16 protein-coding genes are annotated in these 18,163 nt (G+C 69.4%); 6 read left to right on the top strand and 10 right to left on the bottom strand.

Annotation, left to right across the window (positions count from 1 at the left end; all coding sequences use genetic code 11):
• Nucleotides 1–378: 378 nt before the first annotated feature.
• Nucleotides 379–1,332 (bottom strand): NaeI family type II restriction endonuclease, encoded by a 954-nt coding sequence (locus ACFWNN_RS36265; RefSeq protein ID WP_382444469.1) that lies wholly within the window; start codon nucleotides 1,330–1,332, stop codon nucleotides 379–381.
• Nucleotides 1,333–1,456: 124 nt separating this feature from the next.
• Here ACFWNN_RS36265 and ACFWNN_RS36260 point away from each other — a divergent pair, with 124 nt between their 5' ends.
• Entirely contained in the window at nucleotides 1,457–2,641 is a 1,185-nt protein-coding gene (locus ACFWNN_RS36260) for a cytochrome P450 (protein ID WP_382444468.1), read from the top strand.
• On the opposite strand, the gene ACFWNN_RS36255 is transcribed toward ACFWNN_RS36260, so the two are convergent.
• Nucleotides 2,619–3,029 (bottom strand): DUF1772 domain-containing protein, encoded by a 411-nt coding sequence (locus ACFWNN_RS36255; protein ID WP_382444467.1) that lies wholly within the window; start codon nucleotides 3,027–3,029, stop codon nucleotides 2,619–2,621. The two genes, ACFWNN_RS36260 and ACFWNN_RS36255, sit on opposite strands and share 23 nt — an antisense overlap.
• Before the next feature lie 82 nt (nucleotides 3,030–3,111).
• On the opposite strand from ACFWNN_RS36255, the gene ACFWNN_RS36250 reads away from it, so the two are divergent.
• A complete protein-coding gene (locus ACFWNN_RS36250; RefSeq protein ID WP_382444466.1) occupies nucleotides 3,112–4,014 on the top strand; it encodes an AraC family transcriptional regulator in 903 nt (300 codons plus the stop codon).
• Here ACFWNN_RS36250 and ACFWNN_RS36245 read toward each other — a convergent pair.
• Nucleotides 3,996–4,364, bottom strand: coding sequence for a VOC family protein (locus ACFWNN_RS36245; RefSeq protein ID WP_382444493.1), 369 nt, complete (start codon nucleotides 4,362–4,364; stop codon nucleotides 3,996–3,998). The two genes, ACFWNN_RS36250 and ACFWNN_RS36245, sit on opposite strands and share 19 nt — an antisense overlap.
• 53 nt (nucleotides 4,365–4,417) lie before the next feature.
• Here ACFWNN_RS36245 and ACFWNN_RS36240 point away from each other — a divergent pair, with 53 nt between their 5' ends.
• On the top strand, nucleotides 4,418–5,002 hold the full coding sequence (locus ACFWNN_RS36240) for an alpha/beta fold hydrolase (RefSeq protein ID WP_382444465.1): 585 nt from the start codon (nucleotides 4,418–4,420) through the stop codon (nucleotides 5,000–5,002).
• A gap of 12 nt (nucleotides 5,003–5,014) precedes the next feature.
• The gene (locus ACFWNN_RS36235) at nucleotides 5,015–6,280 is read left to right on the top strand and encodes an MFS transporter (RefSeq protein WP_382444464.1); all 1,266 of its coding nucleotides are present in this window, start codon (nucleotides 5,015–5,017) and stop codon (nucleotides 6,278–6,280) included.
• Here the strand turns inward: ACFWNN_RS36235 and proB are convergent.
• From proB to ACFWNN_RS36205, 6 genes are all read right to left on the bottom strand, one after another.
• Nucleotides 6,273–7,400: a glutamate 5-kinase gene (gene proB, locus ACFWNN_RS36230; RefSeq protein ID WP_382444463.1), complete on the bottom strand. Its 1,128-nt coding sequence runs from the start codon at nucleotides 7,398–7,400 to the stop codon at nucleotides 6,273–6,275. The genes ACFWNN_RS36235 and proB overlap by 8 nt on opposite strands.
• Before the next feature lie 4 nt (nucleotides 7,401–7,404).
• Nucleotides 7,405–8,862: a GTPase ObgE gene (obgE, locus tag ACFWNN_RS36225; protein ID WP_382444462.1), complete on the bottom strand. Its 1,458-nt coding sequence runs from the start codon at nucleotides 8,860–8,862 to the stop codon at nucleotides 7,405–7,407.
• A gap of 105 nt (nucleotides 8,863–8,967) precedes the next feature.
• Nucleotides 8,968–9,225: a 50S ribosomal protein L27 gene (gene rpmA, locus ACFWNN_RS36220; protein WP_053735607.1), complete on the bottom strand. Its 258-nt coding sequence runs from the start codon at nucleotides 9,223–9,225 to the stop codon at nucleotides 8,968–8,970.
• Between the two features lie 14 nt (nucleotides 9,226–9,239).
• On the bottom strand, nucleotides 9,240–9,551 hold the full coding sequence (gene rplU / locus ACFWNN_RS36215) for a 50S ribosomal protein L21 (RefSeq protein ID WP_065913850.1): 312 nt from the start codon (nucleotides 9,549–9,551) through the stop codon (nucleotides 9,240–9,242).
• A gap of 265 nt (nucleotides 9,552–9,816) precedes the next feature.
• Nucleotides 9,817–12,843, bottom strand: a complete 3,027-nt coding sequence (locus tag ACFWNN_RS36210; protein WP_382444461.1) for a translation initiation factor IF-2 N-terminal domain-containing protein — start codon at nucleotides 12,841–12,843, stop codon at nucleotides 9,817–9,819.
• A gap of 214 nt (nucleotides 12,844–13,057) precedes the next feature.
• A complete protein-coding gene (locus ACFWNN_RS36205) occupies nucleotides 13,058–13,783 on the bottom strand; it encodes a TIGR03936 family radical SAM-associated protein (protein WP_382444460.1) in 726 nt (241 codons plus the stop codon).
• 205 nt (nucleotides 13,784–13,988) lie between these two features.
• On the opposite strand from ACFWNN_RS36205, the gene ACFWNN_RS36200 reads away from it, so the two are divergent.
• Together ACFWNN_RS36200 and ACFWNN_RS36195 are read left to right on the top strand one after the other, a co-directional pair.
• Complete coding sequence (locus ACFWNN_RS36200; RefSeq protein WP_382444459.1) at nucleotides 13,989–15,419, top strand: S8 family serine peptidase; 1,431 nt, start codon at nucleotides 13,989–13,991, stop codon at nucleotides 15,417–15,419.
• The gene (locus ACFWNN_RS36195; protein ID WP_382444458.1) at nucleotides 15,416–16,153 is read left to right on the top strand and encodes a PhzF family phenazine biosynthesis protein; all 738 of its coding nucleotides are present in this window, start codon (nucleotides 15,416–15,418) and stop codon (nucleotides 16,151–16,153) included. Before ACFWNN_RS36200 ends, ACFWNN_RS36195 begins: the two co-directional genes overlap by 4 nt.
• Here the strand turns inward: ACFWNN_RS36195 and ACFWNN_RS36190 are convergent.
• Nucleotides 16,143–18,104: a TIGR03960 family B12-binding radical SAM protein gene (locus ACFWNN_RS36190; protein ID WP_382444457.1), complete on the bottom strand. Its 1,962-nt coding sequence runs from the start codon at nucleotides 18,102–18,104 to the stop codon at nucleotides 16,143–16,145. The genes ACFWNN_RS36195 and ACFWNN_RS36190 overlap by 11 nt on opposite strands.
• Between the last annotated feature and the right edge of the window lie 59 nt (nucleotides 18,105–18,163).

The following is an 18,163-nucleotide window of genomic DNA, read 5'->3' as shown; positions in this document are numbered from 1 at the left end:
CGCCCGGTAGCGAACACAGGTAAGCGGCCGGTTTCCAGCGCCGCTGAACGACGGAGTCAGGATCAAGCCCGACGTCGTCTTCACAGCAAGGCTGGTCACTGTCTTCATCGGTGGCTGCTTCTGAGACACCCCCGCTCGCGGTTGTCAGCCTACGACGAACGAGTGATGCTGGACTCCAAGGCGAAAGCGGGACATCAAGCGACACAGAACCGTCACCGATGCGCTCGCTGCCGCTGGCTGACGAGTGCTGCGATGCCTGGAGCACGAGGACCTGAAGGACACAGCTGCGGCCGACGTGGGCACACTTGGTCGAGTCGAACATGGGTTCGACAATAGTTGGGAGCCCTGACAACGATGTGGATCACGCGCAGGCAGCTGCTAATCAGTTGAGCGGCGAGGGATGTCAGGAGCCATGGCGGCGGGCTCAGCGGCGGTCGCGACAGCCCACAGCTCACCTTGTATCTCAGCTTTCTGCCGTGCGTCATCCAGTTGCACCGGCACGACCCGTGCGGCTACGACCTGCCCCTTGCGCGGCACTGGCAACCCGAGGCTCGCGGCCACCCGCGGGTCGTTGTCCTGGTGCCCGAGGATGACGATCCCCTCGGGACGGAGAAGAGATCGCGCACCTCCCGACCCCCTGGCGCGCTTCATGAAATCGTCCTGCTGCGCCACAGTCGCGAGAACCGCACGCCCGATGAGACGCCCTTGGACCTGCCGGAACAGTTCGTTAACCCGTGCCTGACCGTGCTTGCTACCGCGAACAGCCTTCGCCGAGAAGATTCGGTCCCGCACGTCATCCGCGATGTGCAGGAGGAGATTCTCGTCCAGTACGCCGTGATCGGGCCATAGCCGCACAACCTTGTCACGCCCCTCCTGCGTGAGCCGCCGCTTGCCGTCACGGTTCGGGGGGCCGAGGAGCGGAAACTCCACCCTGACGAGTCCAGCGGACCAGGCACTCGATTGGTCGCTGGCCCAGAGCACCAAGCAGATGTGCCCGATCGACTCAGGCGGCAACATCCAGGCTCCTTGGGTCATCGAGAATTTGCAGTCGACCTGAACCCCAGCGATCTCGTAATCAGTCGCGGTACCGTCGTCGAACTCGAACTCACGATGCAGGTTGATCTCAACCAGGGTGCCCATGTGGGTCTTCTCAGTCTTGTGCAGTTGCCGGAAGTCCCACCTGCCGGTCCGCTGACCGTCGTAAAGCTGGTCGAGGGTTTCCCTCAGCACCGATGCGGTCCGATCACCGTTCGGATCCAGGCGGTACAGCTTCGCCCGCACCAGTTCCAAGGCGTCGTCAGACTCGCCGAACACCAGCGGCAGCTCTGTCATGGCCCCCCTTTGAACCCGATGATCTTGGCATGCCGCCGGGCGATCCAGCACTGGTTAAGGCCGCGCGAGATGAACCGGCCCCAGCCAGCGTATTCGCGCGGTGCGGTGTGGCACTGTCGTCGCCATGATTCCGGACGTGGTGCGGTACCGGCAGGCCGATGTGCTCCTGGCGCTGCACCGGCGGTTCGGGCCGGTCGTGCGGATGGGGCCCTACACCTATCTGCTCGGGCCGGAGGCGAACCGGTTCGTGTTCGCGCACTCCGAGTTGTTCGAGGTGGAGCGGGCGTTCCAGTCGTTGGTGCCGGTGGACGGGCCCACGTCGTTGATCGTGAGCGACGGGGAGGACCACAAGCGACGGCGGCGGGTTGTGCAGCCCGCGTTGGCGCATCGGCAGATCGCCGGGTACGTGCCGGTGATGCGGGCCAATGCCGAGGCTGCGGTCGCGGGGTGGCGGGCCGGTGAGGTCGTGGACGCCTACCAGGAGTTCCGGCGGGCCATTCGGCGCAGCACGATTCACGCGTTGTTCGGTGAGGAGCTGGCTCGGGACTCGGACTTCTTCGGGGCGCACCTGCAGGTGTTGATCAACCTGATCGACCGGAACCCGACGGTGGTCACCTTGCTCAGGACGCTGCGGGCTCCTGCTTGGCGCAACGCGATGCGGGCGCGCAGGGCCGTGGACGCGAGGGTGTACCAGGCCATCGAGGGGACTCGGCAGGGTGAGGCGGCCGGGGACGTGCTGACCGCGCTGGTGCAGGGGGACGGGCTCAGTGATCTGGAGGTGCGCGACCAGATCGTCACGCTGATCGCGGCCGGGTACGAGACGACCAGTGGTGCGATGGCGTGGGCCGTGTTCAACCTGTTGCGGCACAACGGGGTGTGGGAGCGGGCTCGGGAGGACGACGAGTTCCTGGCGAACGTCGTCAACGAGACGCTGCGGCTGTACCCGCCTGCCGTGGTGTCGGCGCGGGTGGCGGCGCAGGAGTTCGAGTTCGCCGGGAAGAGGATCAGGCAGGGCACGTTCCTGCTGTACAGCCCTTACGTGACGCATCGGAGTGCCGAGGTGTTCGCGGATCCGCTCACGTTCGACCCGGATCGGTGGGAGACCAAGCCGGCGCCGCACGAGTTCCTGCCGTTCGGTGGTGGGCCACACCGGTGCGTCGGGGCCGGGCTCGCTACGACCGAGCTCACGGTGATGCTGAAGGTATTGCTGGAGCAGCCGAAGCCCGAGCTGCTCCCCCAGCGTCTGACGCCGACCGGGCTCGCGGCGATGCGGCCGAAGAACGGCCTCAGAATCCGAGTGGCAGGGTGACCGTCGAGGCCAGGCAGGCGACGGCGCGGACGTGGTTCCAGAGCGTCCACGTGCGCAGGTAGGTGGGCCAGTAGGCGTCGTCGGTGCGTTCCAGGCGGTTGTTCATCGGCACGTTGACGACCATGGTGAGCAGGAAGCTGCCGACGACGTAGAGCAGGCCGCCGACGACCCTGCCCTGGAAGACCTCGACGGCGCACAGCACGGCGGTGCCGAGGAAGAGCAGCAGGAACACCGGGTTCTGGATGCGCACGTTGATGCGGCGCATGGCGGCACGGGCGTCGGCGGGCGGCAGGTCGGCGAGACCGGGCATGACGGCGACGGAGAAGGCGAAGAACACGCCTGCCATCAGGCCTGTCGCGGCGGTGGCGATCAGTGTGGTTGTCCCCATGGCGACAACTGTGGCGCGCAGGAGCAGGACTCTCAATGACAATTCATCGCGCAGGCTTGCTCGTTCGTCCAGACTGAGGAGCATGACGGACGCGCTGGGCGAGGCACTGCACCTGTTGAGGATGTCCGGCACCTTCTACTGCCGCAACGAGCTCACCGAGCCGTGGGGCGCGACGATGCCCGACATGGGCGACTGCCTGTGGTTCCACGTCCTCACCAGCGGGCAGTGCAACGTCGAGGTCGACGGCCAGGTCATCGGGCTCGAACCCGGCGACGTGCTGCTCGTGCCGGGCGGGCAGCAGCACCGGCTGTTCCACGGCGAGGGCGCGGAGACGCCGGTCGTCACGACGCTGCCGCACGAGTTCGAGACCGAGAACTACGCGATCCTGCGGTACGGCGGGGGCGGCGCGGTGACGCACCTCGTGTGCGGCGCGGTCCGGTTCGACCACCCGGCGGCGAAGCACCTCGTCACCGTGCTGCCGAGCGTGCTGTACGTGCGGCGCGCCGACGACATGCGCGCCACCATCGAGCTCATCGCCGCCGAGTCGAAGGCGGTGCGGCCCGGTGGCGAGGCGGTCATCACGCGGCTGGCGGACGTGCTGGTGATCCAGACGATCCGGTCGTGGCTCGCGAACGACCCGGCGGCGCGCACCGGGTGGCTGGGAGCGTTGCAGGACCAGCAGATCGGGCAGGCGCTCGCCCTCATCCACCGCGATCCCGCGCAGCCGTGGACCGTCGAACGGCTGGCGCACCAGACGGCGATGTCGCGGTCGGCGTTCGCGGCGCGGTTCACCGAACTCGTCGGCGAACCGGCCATGCGGTACGTCACGAGGTGGCGCATGCACGTCGCGATGAACCGCCTCAAAGACCGCGACAGCACGGTGAGCGAGGTCGCCCGCGGCCTCGGCTACGAGTCCGAGGCCGCGTTCAGCCGGGCGTTCAAGCGGATCGTCGGGGTGTCCCCCGGTCAGGCGCGGGCGGGCTGAAGCAGGTCCCAGCGGTTGCCGTAGAGGTCCTCGAACACGGCGACCTTCCCGTAGACCTCCTCGCGGGGCGTCTCCAGGAAGCGCACGCCGAAAGTGGACATCCGGGCGTGATCCCGGTCGAAGTCGTCAGTCGTGAGGAAGAACCCGACACGGCCACCGGTCTGGTCGCCTGCTCGTGCTCGCTGCTCATCCGTGCCAGCCTGGGCCAGCAGCAGCGACGCACCCCCACCCGCCGACACCACGACCCACCGCTTGTCGCCCTGCGGAGTGTCCTCGACCAGCGTGAACCCGAGTCCGTCCACGTAGAAGCGGATCGCCTCGTCGTAGTCGCGGACCACCAACGTCACCAAACCAATAGATCGCACGGCGATGAGTATCGACGACGAGAGAGGTCTACTCGCACATGGCTGACTCACTCGTGCTCCTGCACCCCGGCGGCGCGGACCCCTCGGCGTTCGGGCCGCAGTACGACGCGCTCGCGGACTTCGCGTTGCACGCACCGCATCGCGTCGACCAGGCCACTCAGGACCACACCGAGATGGCCGGCGAGACCATCAGATTCCTCGAACGCGTCGGGCCCGCCCACCTCCTCGGGTGCAGCGACGGCGCGACCGTGGGCCTGCTGACCGCCCTCATGCGCCCAGACCTCGTGCAACGGCTTGTGGTCGTGTGCGGCGTCTACCACCACGAAGGCTGGGACCCGGCAACGGAACTCACGCCCATGCACCACCGTTCGCCAGCGGTGTCCGAAACGGACCTGAGCAAGCTGACCAACCGCACGCTCATCATGATCGGCGACGACGACGAGGTGCGACTGGAGCACGCCACGTCCATGTACCGCGCGCTGCCGAACGCCGAACTCGCGGTCGTCCCGGGCACGTCACACGGGCTGCTGCACGAGAAACCCGCGCTGTGCAACGCGATGATCGTCGACTTCCTGACCAACGATCCGGTTGTGACATACGCCCCAATTCGTCGCCGTGTGTGATTGGGTGCATGCATGGCGGTTACATCGGAGAAGCATCAACTGCCCGTGCGGACGCTCGTCGCCTCAAGCGCCGGCAACGCGGTGGAGTGGTACGACTGGGGCATCTACACGGCGTTCAGCATCTACTTCGCCACCCAGATCTTCCCGTCGGGCAACGAGACCGCGGCGCTGCTGAGCACCTTCGCGACGTTCGCGCTCGCCTTCTTCTTCCGCCCGCTCGGCGGCTACCTGCTCGGCCGGTTCGCGGACCTCAAAGGCCGCCGCACGGCGATGTTGCTGACGATCGTGCTGATGTCCGGCGGCTCGGTGGTGATCGGGCTGCTGCCGACGTTCGAACAGGTCGGCTGGCTGTCCCCGGCGCTGCTGGTGCTGGCGCGGATCGCCCAGGGCATGGCGCTCGGCGGCGAGGTCTCGAACGCGTCGGCGTACCTCGCCGAGATCGCGCCGGCGAGCCACCGCGGCCGCTACTCGTCGTTCTTCTACATCTCGACCGGCGCGGCGGTGCTGATCGCGTCGCTGCTCGGGTTCTTCCTGTCGCGCAACCTCGACAAGGCGGCGATGGCCTCCTACGGCTGGCGCGTGCCGTTCCTGATCGGCGGGGTGCTCGGCCTGATCGGGCTGTGGCTGCGGCGCGAGCTCAAGGAGACCGACCAGTTCGAGGACAACAAGGCCAAGGCCGAGAAGCTGCGCAGCCCGCTGCTGATGACGATCAGGGAGCACCCGAAGGCCGTCGGGCAGATCATCGGCGTCACGCTGCTGTCGACGCTGAGCTTCTACACGTTCTTCTCCGCGCTGACGCCGTTCGCCGTGAAGACCAAGGGCGCCAACGACATCGACGTGTTCCTGGCGTTGTCGATCGGCACGGTGGTGTTCATCGCGTTGCAGTACCCGATGGGCTGGACGGCGGACCGCTACGGCCGCAAACCTCAGATGCTCGTGTGGTCGGCGGCGATGGCGTTGCTGGTGGTGCCGTTGTCCACGCTGGTCAAACCCGGCCTGGCGAACCTCGTGGTCGTGTTCGCCGTGGGACTCGCGCTCTACACCGCGCTCACGTCGATCGCGCCCGCGATCATGAGCGAGCTGTTCCCGACGGAACTGCGCGGGCTCGGCATCGGGGCTTGGTACAACCTGACCGTCGCCGTGTTCGGCGGCACCGCCCCGCTGGTCATCCAGGCCGTGGGCGGCACCGTCTTCTTCTGGTACGTGGCGGTCAGCGCGGTGATCACGTTCCTCGTGGTGCTGACCCTGCCGGAGACGAAGGGCGTCGAGCTCACCTAGTCAGCGGCACCAGGTCGTCCGCGTGCACGACCTCGCGGCGGTGTTCCAGGGCCAGGTCGTGGCTCTTGCGGCCGATCAACGACGGCAGCTCCGCCGAGTCGTAGCCGACCACACCGCGGGCCACGACCTCGCCCGCGAGGCTGACCAGCTCGACCACGTCGCCCGCCTCGAAGTCGCCGTCCACACCGGTGATCCCGGCCGCGAGCAACGACCGGCGGCGGCCCACGACGGCGGCGACCGCGCCGTCGTCGAGGTGCAGGCGGCCGTTGGCGTCGGTGGCGTACCCGAGCCAGAAGCGGCGGGCGGTGAGGCGGGAACCCGTTGCGGCGAAAGCGGTTCCGACGTCGGCGGTGGTCAGGGCGCGGCCTGCCTCGGTGGCGCCGGTGAGCAGCACCGGGATGCCCGCCGCCGACGCCAGGCGGGCGGCGGCGAGCTTCGAGGCCATGCCGCCGGTGCCCAGACCGGACGCGCCGGGAGCGGTGGCGTTCACGCCGTCCACGTCGGACGCCGACGCGACCTCGGCGATGCGCACGGAACCCGGCTTGCGCGGGTCACCCGAGTAGAGGGCGTCCACGTCGGAAAGCAGGAACAACGCGTCGGCGCCGACCAGGTGAGCCACCAGCGCGGCCAGCCGGTCGTTGTCGCCGAAGCGGATCTCCTCGGTGGCCACGGTGTCGTTCTCGTTCACCACCGGAACGGCGCCGAGGGCCAGCAGCCGGTCGAACGTGCGCTGCGCGTTGCGGTAGTGGGCTCGGCGCACCACGTCGTCGGCGGTCAGCAGGACCTGGCCGACCGTCAGGCCGTAGCGGCCGAACGAGTTCGCGTAGGCGTGCGCGAGGGTGAGCTGACCGACGCTCGCCGCGGCCTGCTGGGTGGCGAGGTCGCGCGGGCGGCGGGAGATCTTCAACGGCGCCAGGCCCGCGGCGATCGCGCCCGACGACACGAGCACCACCTGACTGCCTGCCGCGGAACGGGCGGCGAGGGCGTCGACCAGCGCGTCGAGACGCGCCGGGTCGAGGCCACCTTCCGCTGTGGTCAAAGAGGAAGAACCGACCTTGACCACGATGCGGTGCGCCGAAGCGACCGCCTGCCGAGCTTGTGAGACCACGGGGGCCGTCACGGATTTACTCCTCGTCGAAGTCGTCGCCGTAGTCACCGGGCGCGCGGCGAGCCTTCTTCAGGGCCTTGCGCTCGTGGGCGCCGATGCGGTCGTTGCGCTCGAGACGGGCATCCGTGCCACGGCCGGTCGGTGACATCGTCATCGCGATGCCGGCCGGCGTGGTCGGCTCCCAGTCGAACACCAGGTCGCCGATGGTGACCTGGCAGCCGGGAATGGCGCCCATCTTCACGAGCTTGTCCTCGACGCCCAGCCTGTTCAGGCGGTCCGCGAGGTAACCGACGGCTTCGTCGTTGGAGAAGTCGGTCTGGCGGATCCAGCGCTCCGGGCGTTCGCCCCGCACGATGAAGCCACCCTCGACCGAGGGGTCCTCGGTCACGGTGAAGCCCTGGTCGTCCACGGCGGTCGGCCGCAGCACGATTCGGGTCGATTCCTTCTTCGGCTGGGCCTCGCGGTACTCGCGGACGACCTCGGCCAGCTTGAACGACAGCTCCCGCAGGCCCTGGCGGGACACCGTCGACACCTCGAAGACCGGCAGGCCGCGGGCCTCGATCTCCGGGCGGACGATGTCGGCGAGGTCCTGGGCGTCGGGGATGTCGACCTTGTTGAGGATCACCACGCGCGGGCGGTCCTCGAAGTTGCCGCCGAGCGCCGGGGTGTACTCGGAGAGTTCCTTCTCCAGCGCGTCGATGTCGGCGATCGGGTCGCGGCCCGGCTCGTACGTGGCGCAGTCGACGACGTGCGCGAGCACGGCGGTGCGCTCGATGTGGCGCAGGAAGTCGAGGCCGAGGCCCTTGCCCTGCGACGCACCGGGGATCAGGCCGGGGACGTCCGCCATCGTGAAGATGGTCTCGCCCGCGGTGATCACGCCGAGGTTCGGGACCAGCGTCGTGAACGGGTAGTCGGCGATCTTCGGCTTCGCGGCGGACAGCACGGAGATCAGCGACGACTTGCCCGCCGACGGGAAGCCGAGCAGGCCCACGTCCGCGACGGACTTGAGCTCCAGCACCAGATCGCGCGTCTCGCCCGGCTCACCGAGCAACGCGAAACCGGGCGCCTTGCGGGCCTTGGACGCGAGCGAGGCGTTGCCCAGACCGCCACGGCCACCGGACGCCGCGATGAGCTGGGTGCCCTCACCGACGAGGTCGGCGACGATCTCGCCGGCCTCGGTCATCACCACGGTGCCGTCCGGCACGCGCAGGATCAGGTCATCACCGTTCGCGCCGTCGCGGTGCGCACCGGCACCGGCCTTGCCGTTGGTGGCGGAGGCGTGCGGGCGGAAGTGGAAGTCCAGCAGGGTGTGCACCTGCGAGTCGACGACGAGGATGACGCTGCCGCCACTGCCCCCGTTGCCGCCGTCCGGGCCGCCGAGCGGCTTGAACTTCTCGCGGTGCACTGAAGCACAACCGTTGCCCCCGTTGCCGGCGGCAGCGTGGATCACCACCCGGTCTACGAAGCGGGCCACGGAACTACTTCCTCTCAAAAGACTTGGACAAACAACGAGGGGCGGAGCCGGTTGACCGGTCCCGCCCCTCGCAGAGGTCTAACTACGTTCCAGGAGCGGTCTTTCTCAGACCGCGACCGGAACGATGTTGACGGTCTTGCGACCGCGCTTCGTACCGAACTCCACCGCACCCGGCAGCAGGGCGAACAGCGTGTCGTCCTTGCCGATGCCGACGCCGACGCCGGGGTGGAACTTGGTGCCGCGCTGACGGATCAGGATCTCGCCGGCCTTGACGACCTGACCGCCGAACCGCTTCACACCCAGGTACTGGGGGTTGGAGTCACGGCCGTTGCGGGAACTGGATGCACCCTTTTTGTGTGCCATGAGAAGTCAGGTCCTCACTTACCGGTGATGCCGGTGACCTCGACGCGGGTCAGCTTCTGCCTGTGACCCTGTCGCTTGTGGTAGCCGGTCTTGTTCTTGAACTTGTGGATGCGAATCTTCGGGCCCTTGGTGTGCTCGACCAGCTTGCCGGTTACCGAGAACTTCGCCAGGGCGTCCGCGTCAGCGGTGACGTCAGTGCCGTCGACCACGAGCAGCGCCTGGAGGGAGATTTCGGTGCCCGGCTCGCCCTCGAGCTTCTCGACCTCGACGATGTCGCCGACAGCGACCTTGTACTGCTTGCCGCCGGTCTTGACGATCGCGTACATCAGGACGGAAGTCTCCTGCTACTCGATGGTGACGGGCCATGCGCCAACCAGTCTGGGAACGGTGTTTCCACCACAGGCACCAGAGGAGGCACACGACAGGACCCGTCGGATGGCGGGCCGTCATCAAGGTTACGGGAGTGGGTACCGCAGGAGCAAACTGGGGTGCCCCGATCGCGTTTCCGCAGGCTGTGCGGTCCCTCACAGCCCTTCCACACAAACAAAACCGGGGCCGCCAGAAAGGCGGCCCCGGTCTCGTTCATTCGCGTCAGTCCTCCTGGACCGGCGGTCCCGCCGGCCGCGACACGGCGCGGCGACGGCGAGTGGTGGTGGTGACCACCGGCGCGGGCATCTGGACCTCGGGCTGCTTCGGCACCTCGACCACGATCGGGGCGGACGCCTCGGCGGCGACAGGCGCACCGGCCGCGCGCTTGGCCGCACGACGGCGCGGGCGAGCCGCAGGGGCCTCCACGACGGCCGGAGCGGCCTCGGCGACGGGTTCGGGCGCCGCGACCGGCGCAGGAGCCGCCACGGGCTCCTGCTCGGCCTCAGGCTCCACGGCGGGCATCTGCGAGCCGATGCGACCCGTCACGGCGGGCTGCTGGGACCCGATGCGGCCGGTCACGGCCGGCTGCTGCGAGCCGATGCGGCCGGTGACGAGAGGCTTCTCGACGACGGGCTCGACGGGCTCGACGAGCTCCTCCGCCGACTCCTCGACGACGACCGGGTCGACCTCGACGGGCTCGGGGTCCTCGGCCACCTCGTGCGGCACGTGACCGTTGAGCGCCTGCTCCTCGACCACGACGGCGTCGACGACGGCCTGCGGCTCCTTGTCCCGGCCCCGGCGACGGCGGCGGCGACGGCCGTGACCCTCGTGCTCCTGGTCTGCCGCGACCGCGTCCTCGGAGACGTCCTCGGGCTCGCCCGGTTCGAAGACCTCGGGCTCGACCGGGGCCGCGGGAGCCTCGACGGACGCCTCGACGACCTCGGTGGTCTCCGCCGCGTGCTCGGAACCGCCCTTGTTGCGGCGCGACTTGCGGCCACCGCCCTGCGGCTGCTGCTGGCCGCCGCCGTTGCCACCGCCGTGCGAGTGCACGGGCTCGGTGGACACGACGACGCCGCGGCCGCGGCAGTGCTCGCACGTCTGGCTGAACGCCTCGAGCAGGCCGGTGCCGACCCGCTTGCGGGTCATCTGCACGAGACCCAGCGAGGTGACCTCGGCGACCTGGTGACGCGTGCGGTCGCGGCCGAGGCACTCGGTGAGGCGGCGCAGGACCAGGTCGCGGTTCGACTCCAGGACCATGTCGATGAAGTCGATGACGATGATGCCGCCGATGTCGCGCAGCCGGAGCTGGCGGACGATCTCCTCCGCCGACTCCAGGTTGTTGCGCGTGACGGTCTCTTCGAGGTTGCCGCCCGACCCGGTGAACTTGCCGGTGTTGACGTCGATGACCGTCATCGCCTCGGTGCGGTCGATGATCAGGTAGCCGCCCGACGGCAGCCAGACCTTGCGGTCGAGCGCCTTGAGCAGCTGCTCGTCGATGCGGTACTCGACGAACGCGTCGTTGTTGCCGACGTGCTTCTTCAGGCGGTCCTGCAGGTCCGGCGCCACGTGGCGCACGTACGAGTCGATGACCTCCCACGCCTCGTCGCCCTGGACGACGAGCTGCGCGAAGTCCTCGGTGAACAGGTCGCGGACGACCTTCACCAGCAGGTCCGGCTCTTCGTAGAGCAGCGACGGCGCCTTGGTGGAGGTGCTGTCGGACTTCTCCTTGATGACCTTCCACTGGGCCTGCAGACGCGTGACATCGCGGCCGAGCTCCTCCTCGGAGATGCCCTCCGAGGCGGTGCGGATGATCACGCCGGCGTCCTCGGGGACGACGCGCTTGAGGATGTCCTTGAGGCGCTTGCGCTCGTTGTCCGGCAGCTTGCGGCTGATGCCCGTGGCACCGCCGCCCGGCACGTAGACGAGGAAGCGGCCCGGCAGGCTGATCTGGGTGGTGAGGCGGGCGCCCTTGTGGCCGACCGGGTCCTTGGTGACCTGGACGAGCACCGAGTCGCCGCTGGAGAGCGCCTGCTCGATCTTGCGGGACTTGCCCTCGAGACCGGCGGCGTCCCAGTCGACCTCACCGGCGTAGAGCACGGCGTTGCGGCCGCGGCCGATGTCGATGAACGCGGCCTCCATGCTCGGCAGCACGTTCTGCACGCGGCCGAGGTACACGTTGCCGACGATCGAGCCGGAGCCCGACGACGTGACGAAGTGCTCGACCAGCACGCCGTCTTCCAGCACGCCGATCTGGGTGCGGTCGCCGCGCTCGCGGACGACCATCGTGCGGGCCACGGCCTCGCGGCGGGCCAGGAACTCGGCCTCGGTCAGGACCGGGGCACGGCGGCGGCCGGCCTCGCGACCGTCGCGGCGGCGCTGGCGCTTGGCCTCCAGGCGCGTGGAACCGCGGATGCTGCGGACCTCGCTCTGCGCGGCCTCGGAGTCGGCCTTGTCGTCGCGCGCGTCCCGGGAGTCCCGGACGTGCACGACCGTGTTCGGCGGGTCGTCCTCGGACGTGACGTCGTCGTCCGTGCCGGTCTTGCGGCGACGGCGACGGCGGCGACGGCGGGTCGAGCTCTCGTCGCCCTCGTCCTCGGCCTCGTCGGACGCCTCGGTCTCGTCGGCCTCGCCCGCGTCCTCCGCGGCGGCCTCGTCGGTCTCCTCGCCGGACTCGGCGTCGGTGCCCTTGCCGCGGCCGCGGCCACGACGGCCCCGGCGGCGGCGACGGCGGCCGTCGGCCTCGTCGTCGGAGTCCACGTCGGCGTCCGCCTCCGCGGCCGCCTCGGCGGCGTCGAGCTCGTCCGCGGCGATCTCGCCGACCGACTTCTCCTCGACGACCGGCTCCTGCTCGACCACGAACGGCGAGACGGGCGCCTTGGGGCGCTCGACCGGCGTCGGGGGCAGGAAGACGGCGCTCGGGGCGGCGAAGAGCGGCGCGAGCGCGGGTGCCTCGAACGCCGGGACCGCGGGGGCCTCGTAGTCCTCGGTGACCTCGCCCGTGACGACGTCGTCCCAGTCGATGAGCGTCTCGGCGACCTTCAGGGCCACGTCGCGGCTCACGCTCGACTGCGCGCTGCGGGCGACCTCACCGAGGTCGGCCAGCGCCGTCATCACGTCCTTGCTGCTGACCTCCAGCAGCTTCGCCAGCGCGTGGACCCGCAACTTGTCCGGCAGGTCCGCCAGTTCAGGGCGTGCGGCAACCACGCCCTGCCCGCCGGTTCCACCGGCAGGCTGTTCCTTGTTCGACATGCAGCTCCTCCACCCCCGGGCGCGTCCCGTGAGGACGCGGCCGCGCAGGGGCCTCTCTTGTCTCTCTCCACCGCTGCTCGCGGCGGGAATCCTTGCCTCGCGCGCAGTGGCGTGGCGCCTCACCGGGCGCACGCTTGCGCAGGTCCCACGACGACGCCGCTGTCAGCGCCGCTCCTCCTGTTTGCGCTTAGCGGGTTGAGCGTTCCTGCGCTCGTCAGGACTCTCTGTCCTGTTGGAGCGGGTCCACCAGCCTGCCGTCGTCATCGAGGCGTCCCTGCGCCATCCGGGTTGCTTTCGCAGGTACCGGCGGCACGAGATCGGCCACGACGCGAAGCGCGTTCAGCACGTCGTCGGGTCGTACGGTAGGCGTTGCCTGCCGTACGACCGTCATGAGTATCCCACACGGTTGTGACAAAGCGGTGTCATCGTGTCCGGCGTCGCTCGAACGTGGTTCGACCAGCGCCGACACGACCGCGGGCCGCACGTCGAGCATCTTCGTGCCGCTCTTGGTCAGTCGCTCGACCTCGACGGACTCCTCCGCGAGGAAGACCTCCACCGCCTTCGCGAGCTCGTCGGGCGTGACCCCGTCGAGCTCGATCCGCCACTCGCTCGCGTCGATGCGCTCGGTGAGGTTGCCACCGAGCGACTGGACGACCTCGACGACGTCGATGCCGGGTGGCAACGCCTCGTCGAGCGCGAGCTTGAGGGCCACCGGGTCGACCTTCTCGACCACGGAGACCTCGACGTACTCGGCCTCGCTCGCCACGCCGGTCGGCGCGGCACCCACCCACGACACCTTCGGGTGAGGGCTGAACCCCTGCGAGTAGGCCATGGGCACGCCTGCCCTGCGCAGCGCACGTTCGAACGTGCGAGCGATGTCGCGGTGCGAAGTGAATCGCAGCCTCCCCCGCTTGGTGTAGCGGAGGCGCAGCTTCTGCACGGCGGCGGCCGACGGGTTGTTGGGCAGGTTGCGGCTCAGTGGTGCTCCCGAGTGGTGTTCCGACGGGTGAGCGGTCCCATCGGCGCAGGCTGTTCGTCCATGAGGACGGTACCGTGAACACGATTCATCACGCTCAGCTTGTCTAGATCGTTGCGCGTGGCTACCGTCCGGCTGACTGGACGCCCTGCCTACCTGGAGGTCACTGGTGCCTCTGCTCCACCGCGCCCGAGCGGCGGCGATGACCGCATTGCTCGTGGCCGGGGTACTGGCCGCGTCCCTGCCGGCCGGCGCCGAGCCGGACCCGACGCCCGAGGCTCCCGCCTGCATTCAACCAGGTCCGCTGCTGCGCTACCTGGTGGTCTTCCCGCAGTCCACGCCCGCCGAGCAGGCCGACGCGGAGATCACCGAGGCGTGTGGCCTGACCACCGTGTACTACTCGCAGATCTCGGTGGCGGTGGCCACCTCGCCCGACCCCGGCTTCCTCAAGCGGATCGGCCCGGAACGCGCGTACAGCGCCCAGGCCGAGAGCGTGTCCAAGCGGTCGGTGAAGCGCAAGAAGGACGACACGGAGCTCTTCCGGCCGTCCGGCGGGCGCTCCGCCGAGCAGTGGGACATGGATCTCATCCGGGCACCGCAGGCGCACGAGATCACCACGGGCTCGAAGTCCGTCGTCGTGGGCGTGCTGGACTCCGGTGTCGACGCCCGGCACCCCGACCTGGTGGGCGCTCTGGCCCCCGAACTCTCCGCGGGCTGCCTGACCGGCAAGCCCGACACCTCGCCGTCCGCGTGGATCCCGACGACGTCGCCGCACGGCACGCACGTCGCCGGCACCATCGCCGCCGCCGACGACGGCAAGGGCACCACGGGCGTGGCGCCGGGCGTGCGCATCGCGTCCGTGAAGGTCGTGGACGACGACGGGTTCATCTACCCGGAGTACGCGGTGTGCGGCTTCATGTGGGCCGCCGCGCAGAACATGACCATCACCAACAACAGCTACTTCATCGACCCGTACCTGTTCACGTGCCAGAGCGAGCCGGGTCAGCGGGTCATCTACGAGGCCGTGCGCCGGGCCGTCGACTACGCGACCTCGCGCAACGTGCTGAACGTCGCCGCCGCCGGCAACGCCGCCGCCGACCTGTCCCGGCCGGGCCGGGACTCGATGTCGCCGACGAACGGCGAGGCGCAGACGCGGCCGGTCGACTCGACGTGCGTGGTGCTGCCGGCACAGCTCAAGAACGTCGTGGGCGTGTCGGCGGTCGACTCGAACCAGACCAAGGCCGGGTACAGCTCGTACGGGCTCGGTGCGATCGACGTGACGGCGCCGGGTGGCGATCCGCGCTCGCCGAACGGGTGCGTGCTGTCGACCGTGCCGTCCGGCTACGACTACTCGTGCGGCACGTCGATGGCGGCCCCGCACGTGTCCGGGGTGGCGGCGCTGATCGCGTCGACGCATCCGGAGACCGACGCGGTGTCGCTGGGCCGGATGCTGAACGCGCAGGCGCAGACGCTGGCCTGCCCGGACGACTACGACCTCAACGGGACGGGCGTGCAGGACGCGTTCTGCACCGGGTACTCCGAGTACAACTCGTTCTACGGCCACGGACTCGTGGACGCGCTCGCCGCCGTCACGAAGTGATCGTCCACGCCTGTCTGCGCGACGGGCTGGGCGGCAGTCCGACGCTGGTGCTGCCCGACGGGGATTTCAGCGAGGCCGAACGCCGGGCGCTGCCGGGTGCGCACGGCTGTTCGCACGTCGTCTTCCTCGGGTCCGAGGGTGCGTTGCGGTTCTTCACGTCCGCCGGCGAGCTGCCTGGGTGCGGGCACGGAACCGTTGCGGCGCTGGCGGTTCTGGCTGCGGACGGCACTGATGAGTTCATTTTGCGGGCAGGCGGGCGAGCGTTCCGGGGCACGGCTCGGAGCACTTCCGCCGGCGTCGAGGCGTACTTCGATCCGGGGCCGATCCAGGTTCGGGATGCGACCTCTGCGGAACGTGCCACGGTCGTGCGCGCGTTGGGTGCTGACGGCCCGTGCGTGATCGCGACGCTGGGCAGGCCGCGCGTGCTCGTCGAGGTGCCGGACGTGGCCGCGCTGAGCCCGGATCTGGACCTGCTGCGGGCGGCGACCGACGAGTTCGGGCTGCTCGGCTGCTATGCCTACTCAGCCGGAAAACGGTACGCGGCAAGGATGTTCGCGCCGTCGATCGGTGTGCCGGAGGACGTCGCGAACGCCAACAGCACGGCTTGTCTGGCGGCTCATCTGGCCGCGGACGTCACCGTCGACATGGGTGACTCGCTCGGCAGGCCCGCCACCATCACGGCCACGGTCGCGGGACCGGGCGTGATGGTGGGCGGGCTCGCCGTCACGGCGTGAGCGCGGGGTTCTTCACCGGCGAGCCGACACCGACCGGGGAGATCGGCAGCAGCTTGCGCCCGGTCGGGCCGACCTCGATGTCGGTGCCCATCGCGGGGCAGACACCGCAGTCGAAGCACGGGGTCCAGCGGCAGTCGTCCTGCTCGCGTTCGTCCAGCGCGTCCTGCCAGTCGGCCCAGAGCCATTCCTTGTCGAGACCCGAGTCGAGGTGGTCCCAGGGCAGGACCTCCAGCTCCTCGCGCTCGCGGGTGGTGAACCAGGCGAGGTCGACGCCGAGCGGCTCGAGCTCCTGCGCGGCCATGGTGGTCCACCGGTCGTAGGAGAAGTGCTCGCTCCAGCCGTCGAACCGGCCGCCGTCGCGCCACACGGCCTCGATGACGTTGCCGATGCGGCGGTCACCCCGGCTGAGCAGGCCTTCGATCAGGCTCGGCTTGCCGTCGTGGTAGCGCATGCCGATGTTGCGGCCGAGGCTGCGGTCGCTGTTGACGGCCTCGCGGAGCTTGCGGAGGCGGTCGTCGACCACGTCCGGGTCGCACTGCGGGGCCCACTGGAACGGCGTGTGCGGCTTGGGCACGAACCCGCCGATCGAGATGGTGCAGCGGACGTCGTTGCGGCCACTCGCCTGCCGGCCCGCGCGGATGACGTTCTTCGCCATCTCCGCGATCTGCAGGACGTCCTCGTCCTCCTCGGTCGGGAGGCCGCACATGAAGTAGAGCTTCACCTGCCGCCAGCCGTTGGAGAACGCGGCCGACACCGTCCGGATGAGGTCCTCCTCGGACACCATCTTGTTGATGACGCGCCGCATCCGCTCGCTGCCGCCCTCGGGCGCGAAGGTGAGACCCGAGCGCCTTCCGTTGCGGGACAGCTCGTTCGCGAGGTCGATGTTGAACGCGTCGACGCGCGTGGACGGCAGGCTCAGGCCCGTGTTGGTGCCCTCGTAGCGGTCCGCGAGGCCCTTGGTGATCTCGGCGATCTCGCTGTGGTCCGCGCTGGACAGGCTGAGCAGGCCGACCTCTTCGAAGCCGGTGGCCGCCAGACCCTTCTGGACCATGGCGCCGATGCCCTCGATGGACCGCTCGCGCACCGGGCGGGTGATCATGCCCGCCTGGCAGAAGCGGCAGCCGCGCGTGCAGCCGCGGAAGATCTCGACGCTCATCCGCTCGTGGACGCTCTCGGCGAGCGGCACCAGCGGCTGCTTCGGGTACGGCCACGCGTCGAGGTCCATCGTGGTGCGCTTGAAGACGCGGTACGGGACCCTGTCGCGGTTCGGCACGACGCGCTGGATGCGGCCGTCCGGCAGGTACTCGACGTCGTAGAAGCGCGGGATGTAGACGCCACCGGTCTCGGCGAGCCTGGTCAGCACCTCGTCGCGACCGCCGGGGCAGCCCTCGGCCTTCCAGTTCTTGACGATCTCGGTGATCTCGAGGACGGCTTCCTCGCCGTCGCCGAGCACCGCCGCGTCCACGAACCGGGCGATCGGCTCGGGGTTGAACGCCGCGTGCCCACCGGCGACCACGATCGGGTCGTCCTCGGTGCGGTCCTCGGCGTGCAGCGGGATGCCGGCGAGGTCCAGCGCCGTCAGCATGTTGGTGTAGCCCAGCTCCGTCGCGAAGCTGATGCCCATCAGGTCGAACGCCTTGAGCGGGCGGTGCCCGTCGACCGTGAACTGCGGGACGTCGTGCTCACGCATGAGCTTCTCGAGATCCGGCCACACCGCGTAGGTGCGCTCGGCGAGCACGTCCGGCAGCTCGTTGAGGATCTCGTAGAGGATCATGACGCCCTGGTTGGGCAGCCCGACCTCGTACGCGTCGGGGTACATCAAAGCCCAGCGCACGGACGCCGCGTCCCAGTCCTTGACGGTCGCGTTGAGCTCCCCGCCGACGTACTGCACCGGCTTCGAGATCCGCGGCAGCAGTGGCTCCAACCTGGGGAAAACAGACTCGACACTCACACGACCAGAGTAACGGCCCTCACGCGGCTGGGCCGAATCGGCCAAGAGTGAGGTGGCCA

The organism is Lentzea sp. NPDC058450 (assembly GCF_042721395.1).
Classification (GTDB): Bacteria; Actinomycetota; Actinomycetes; order Mycobacteriales; family Pseudonocardiaceae; genus Lentzea.
This window is presented reverse-complemented; position numbering and strand designations above follow the sequence as displayed.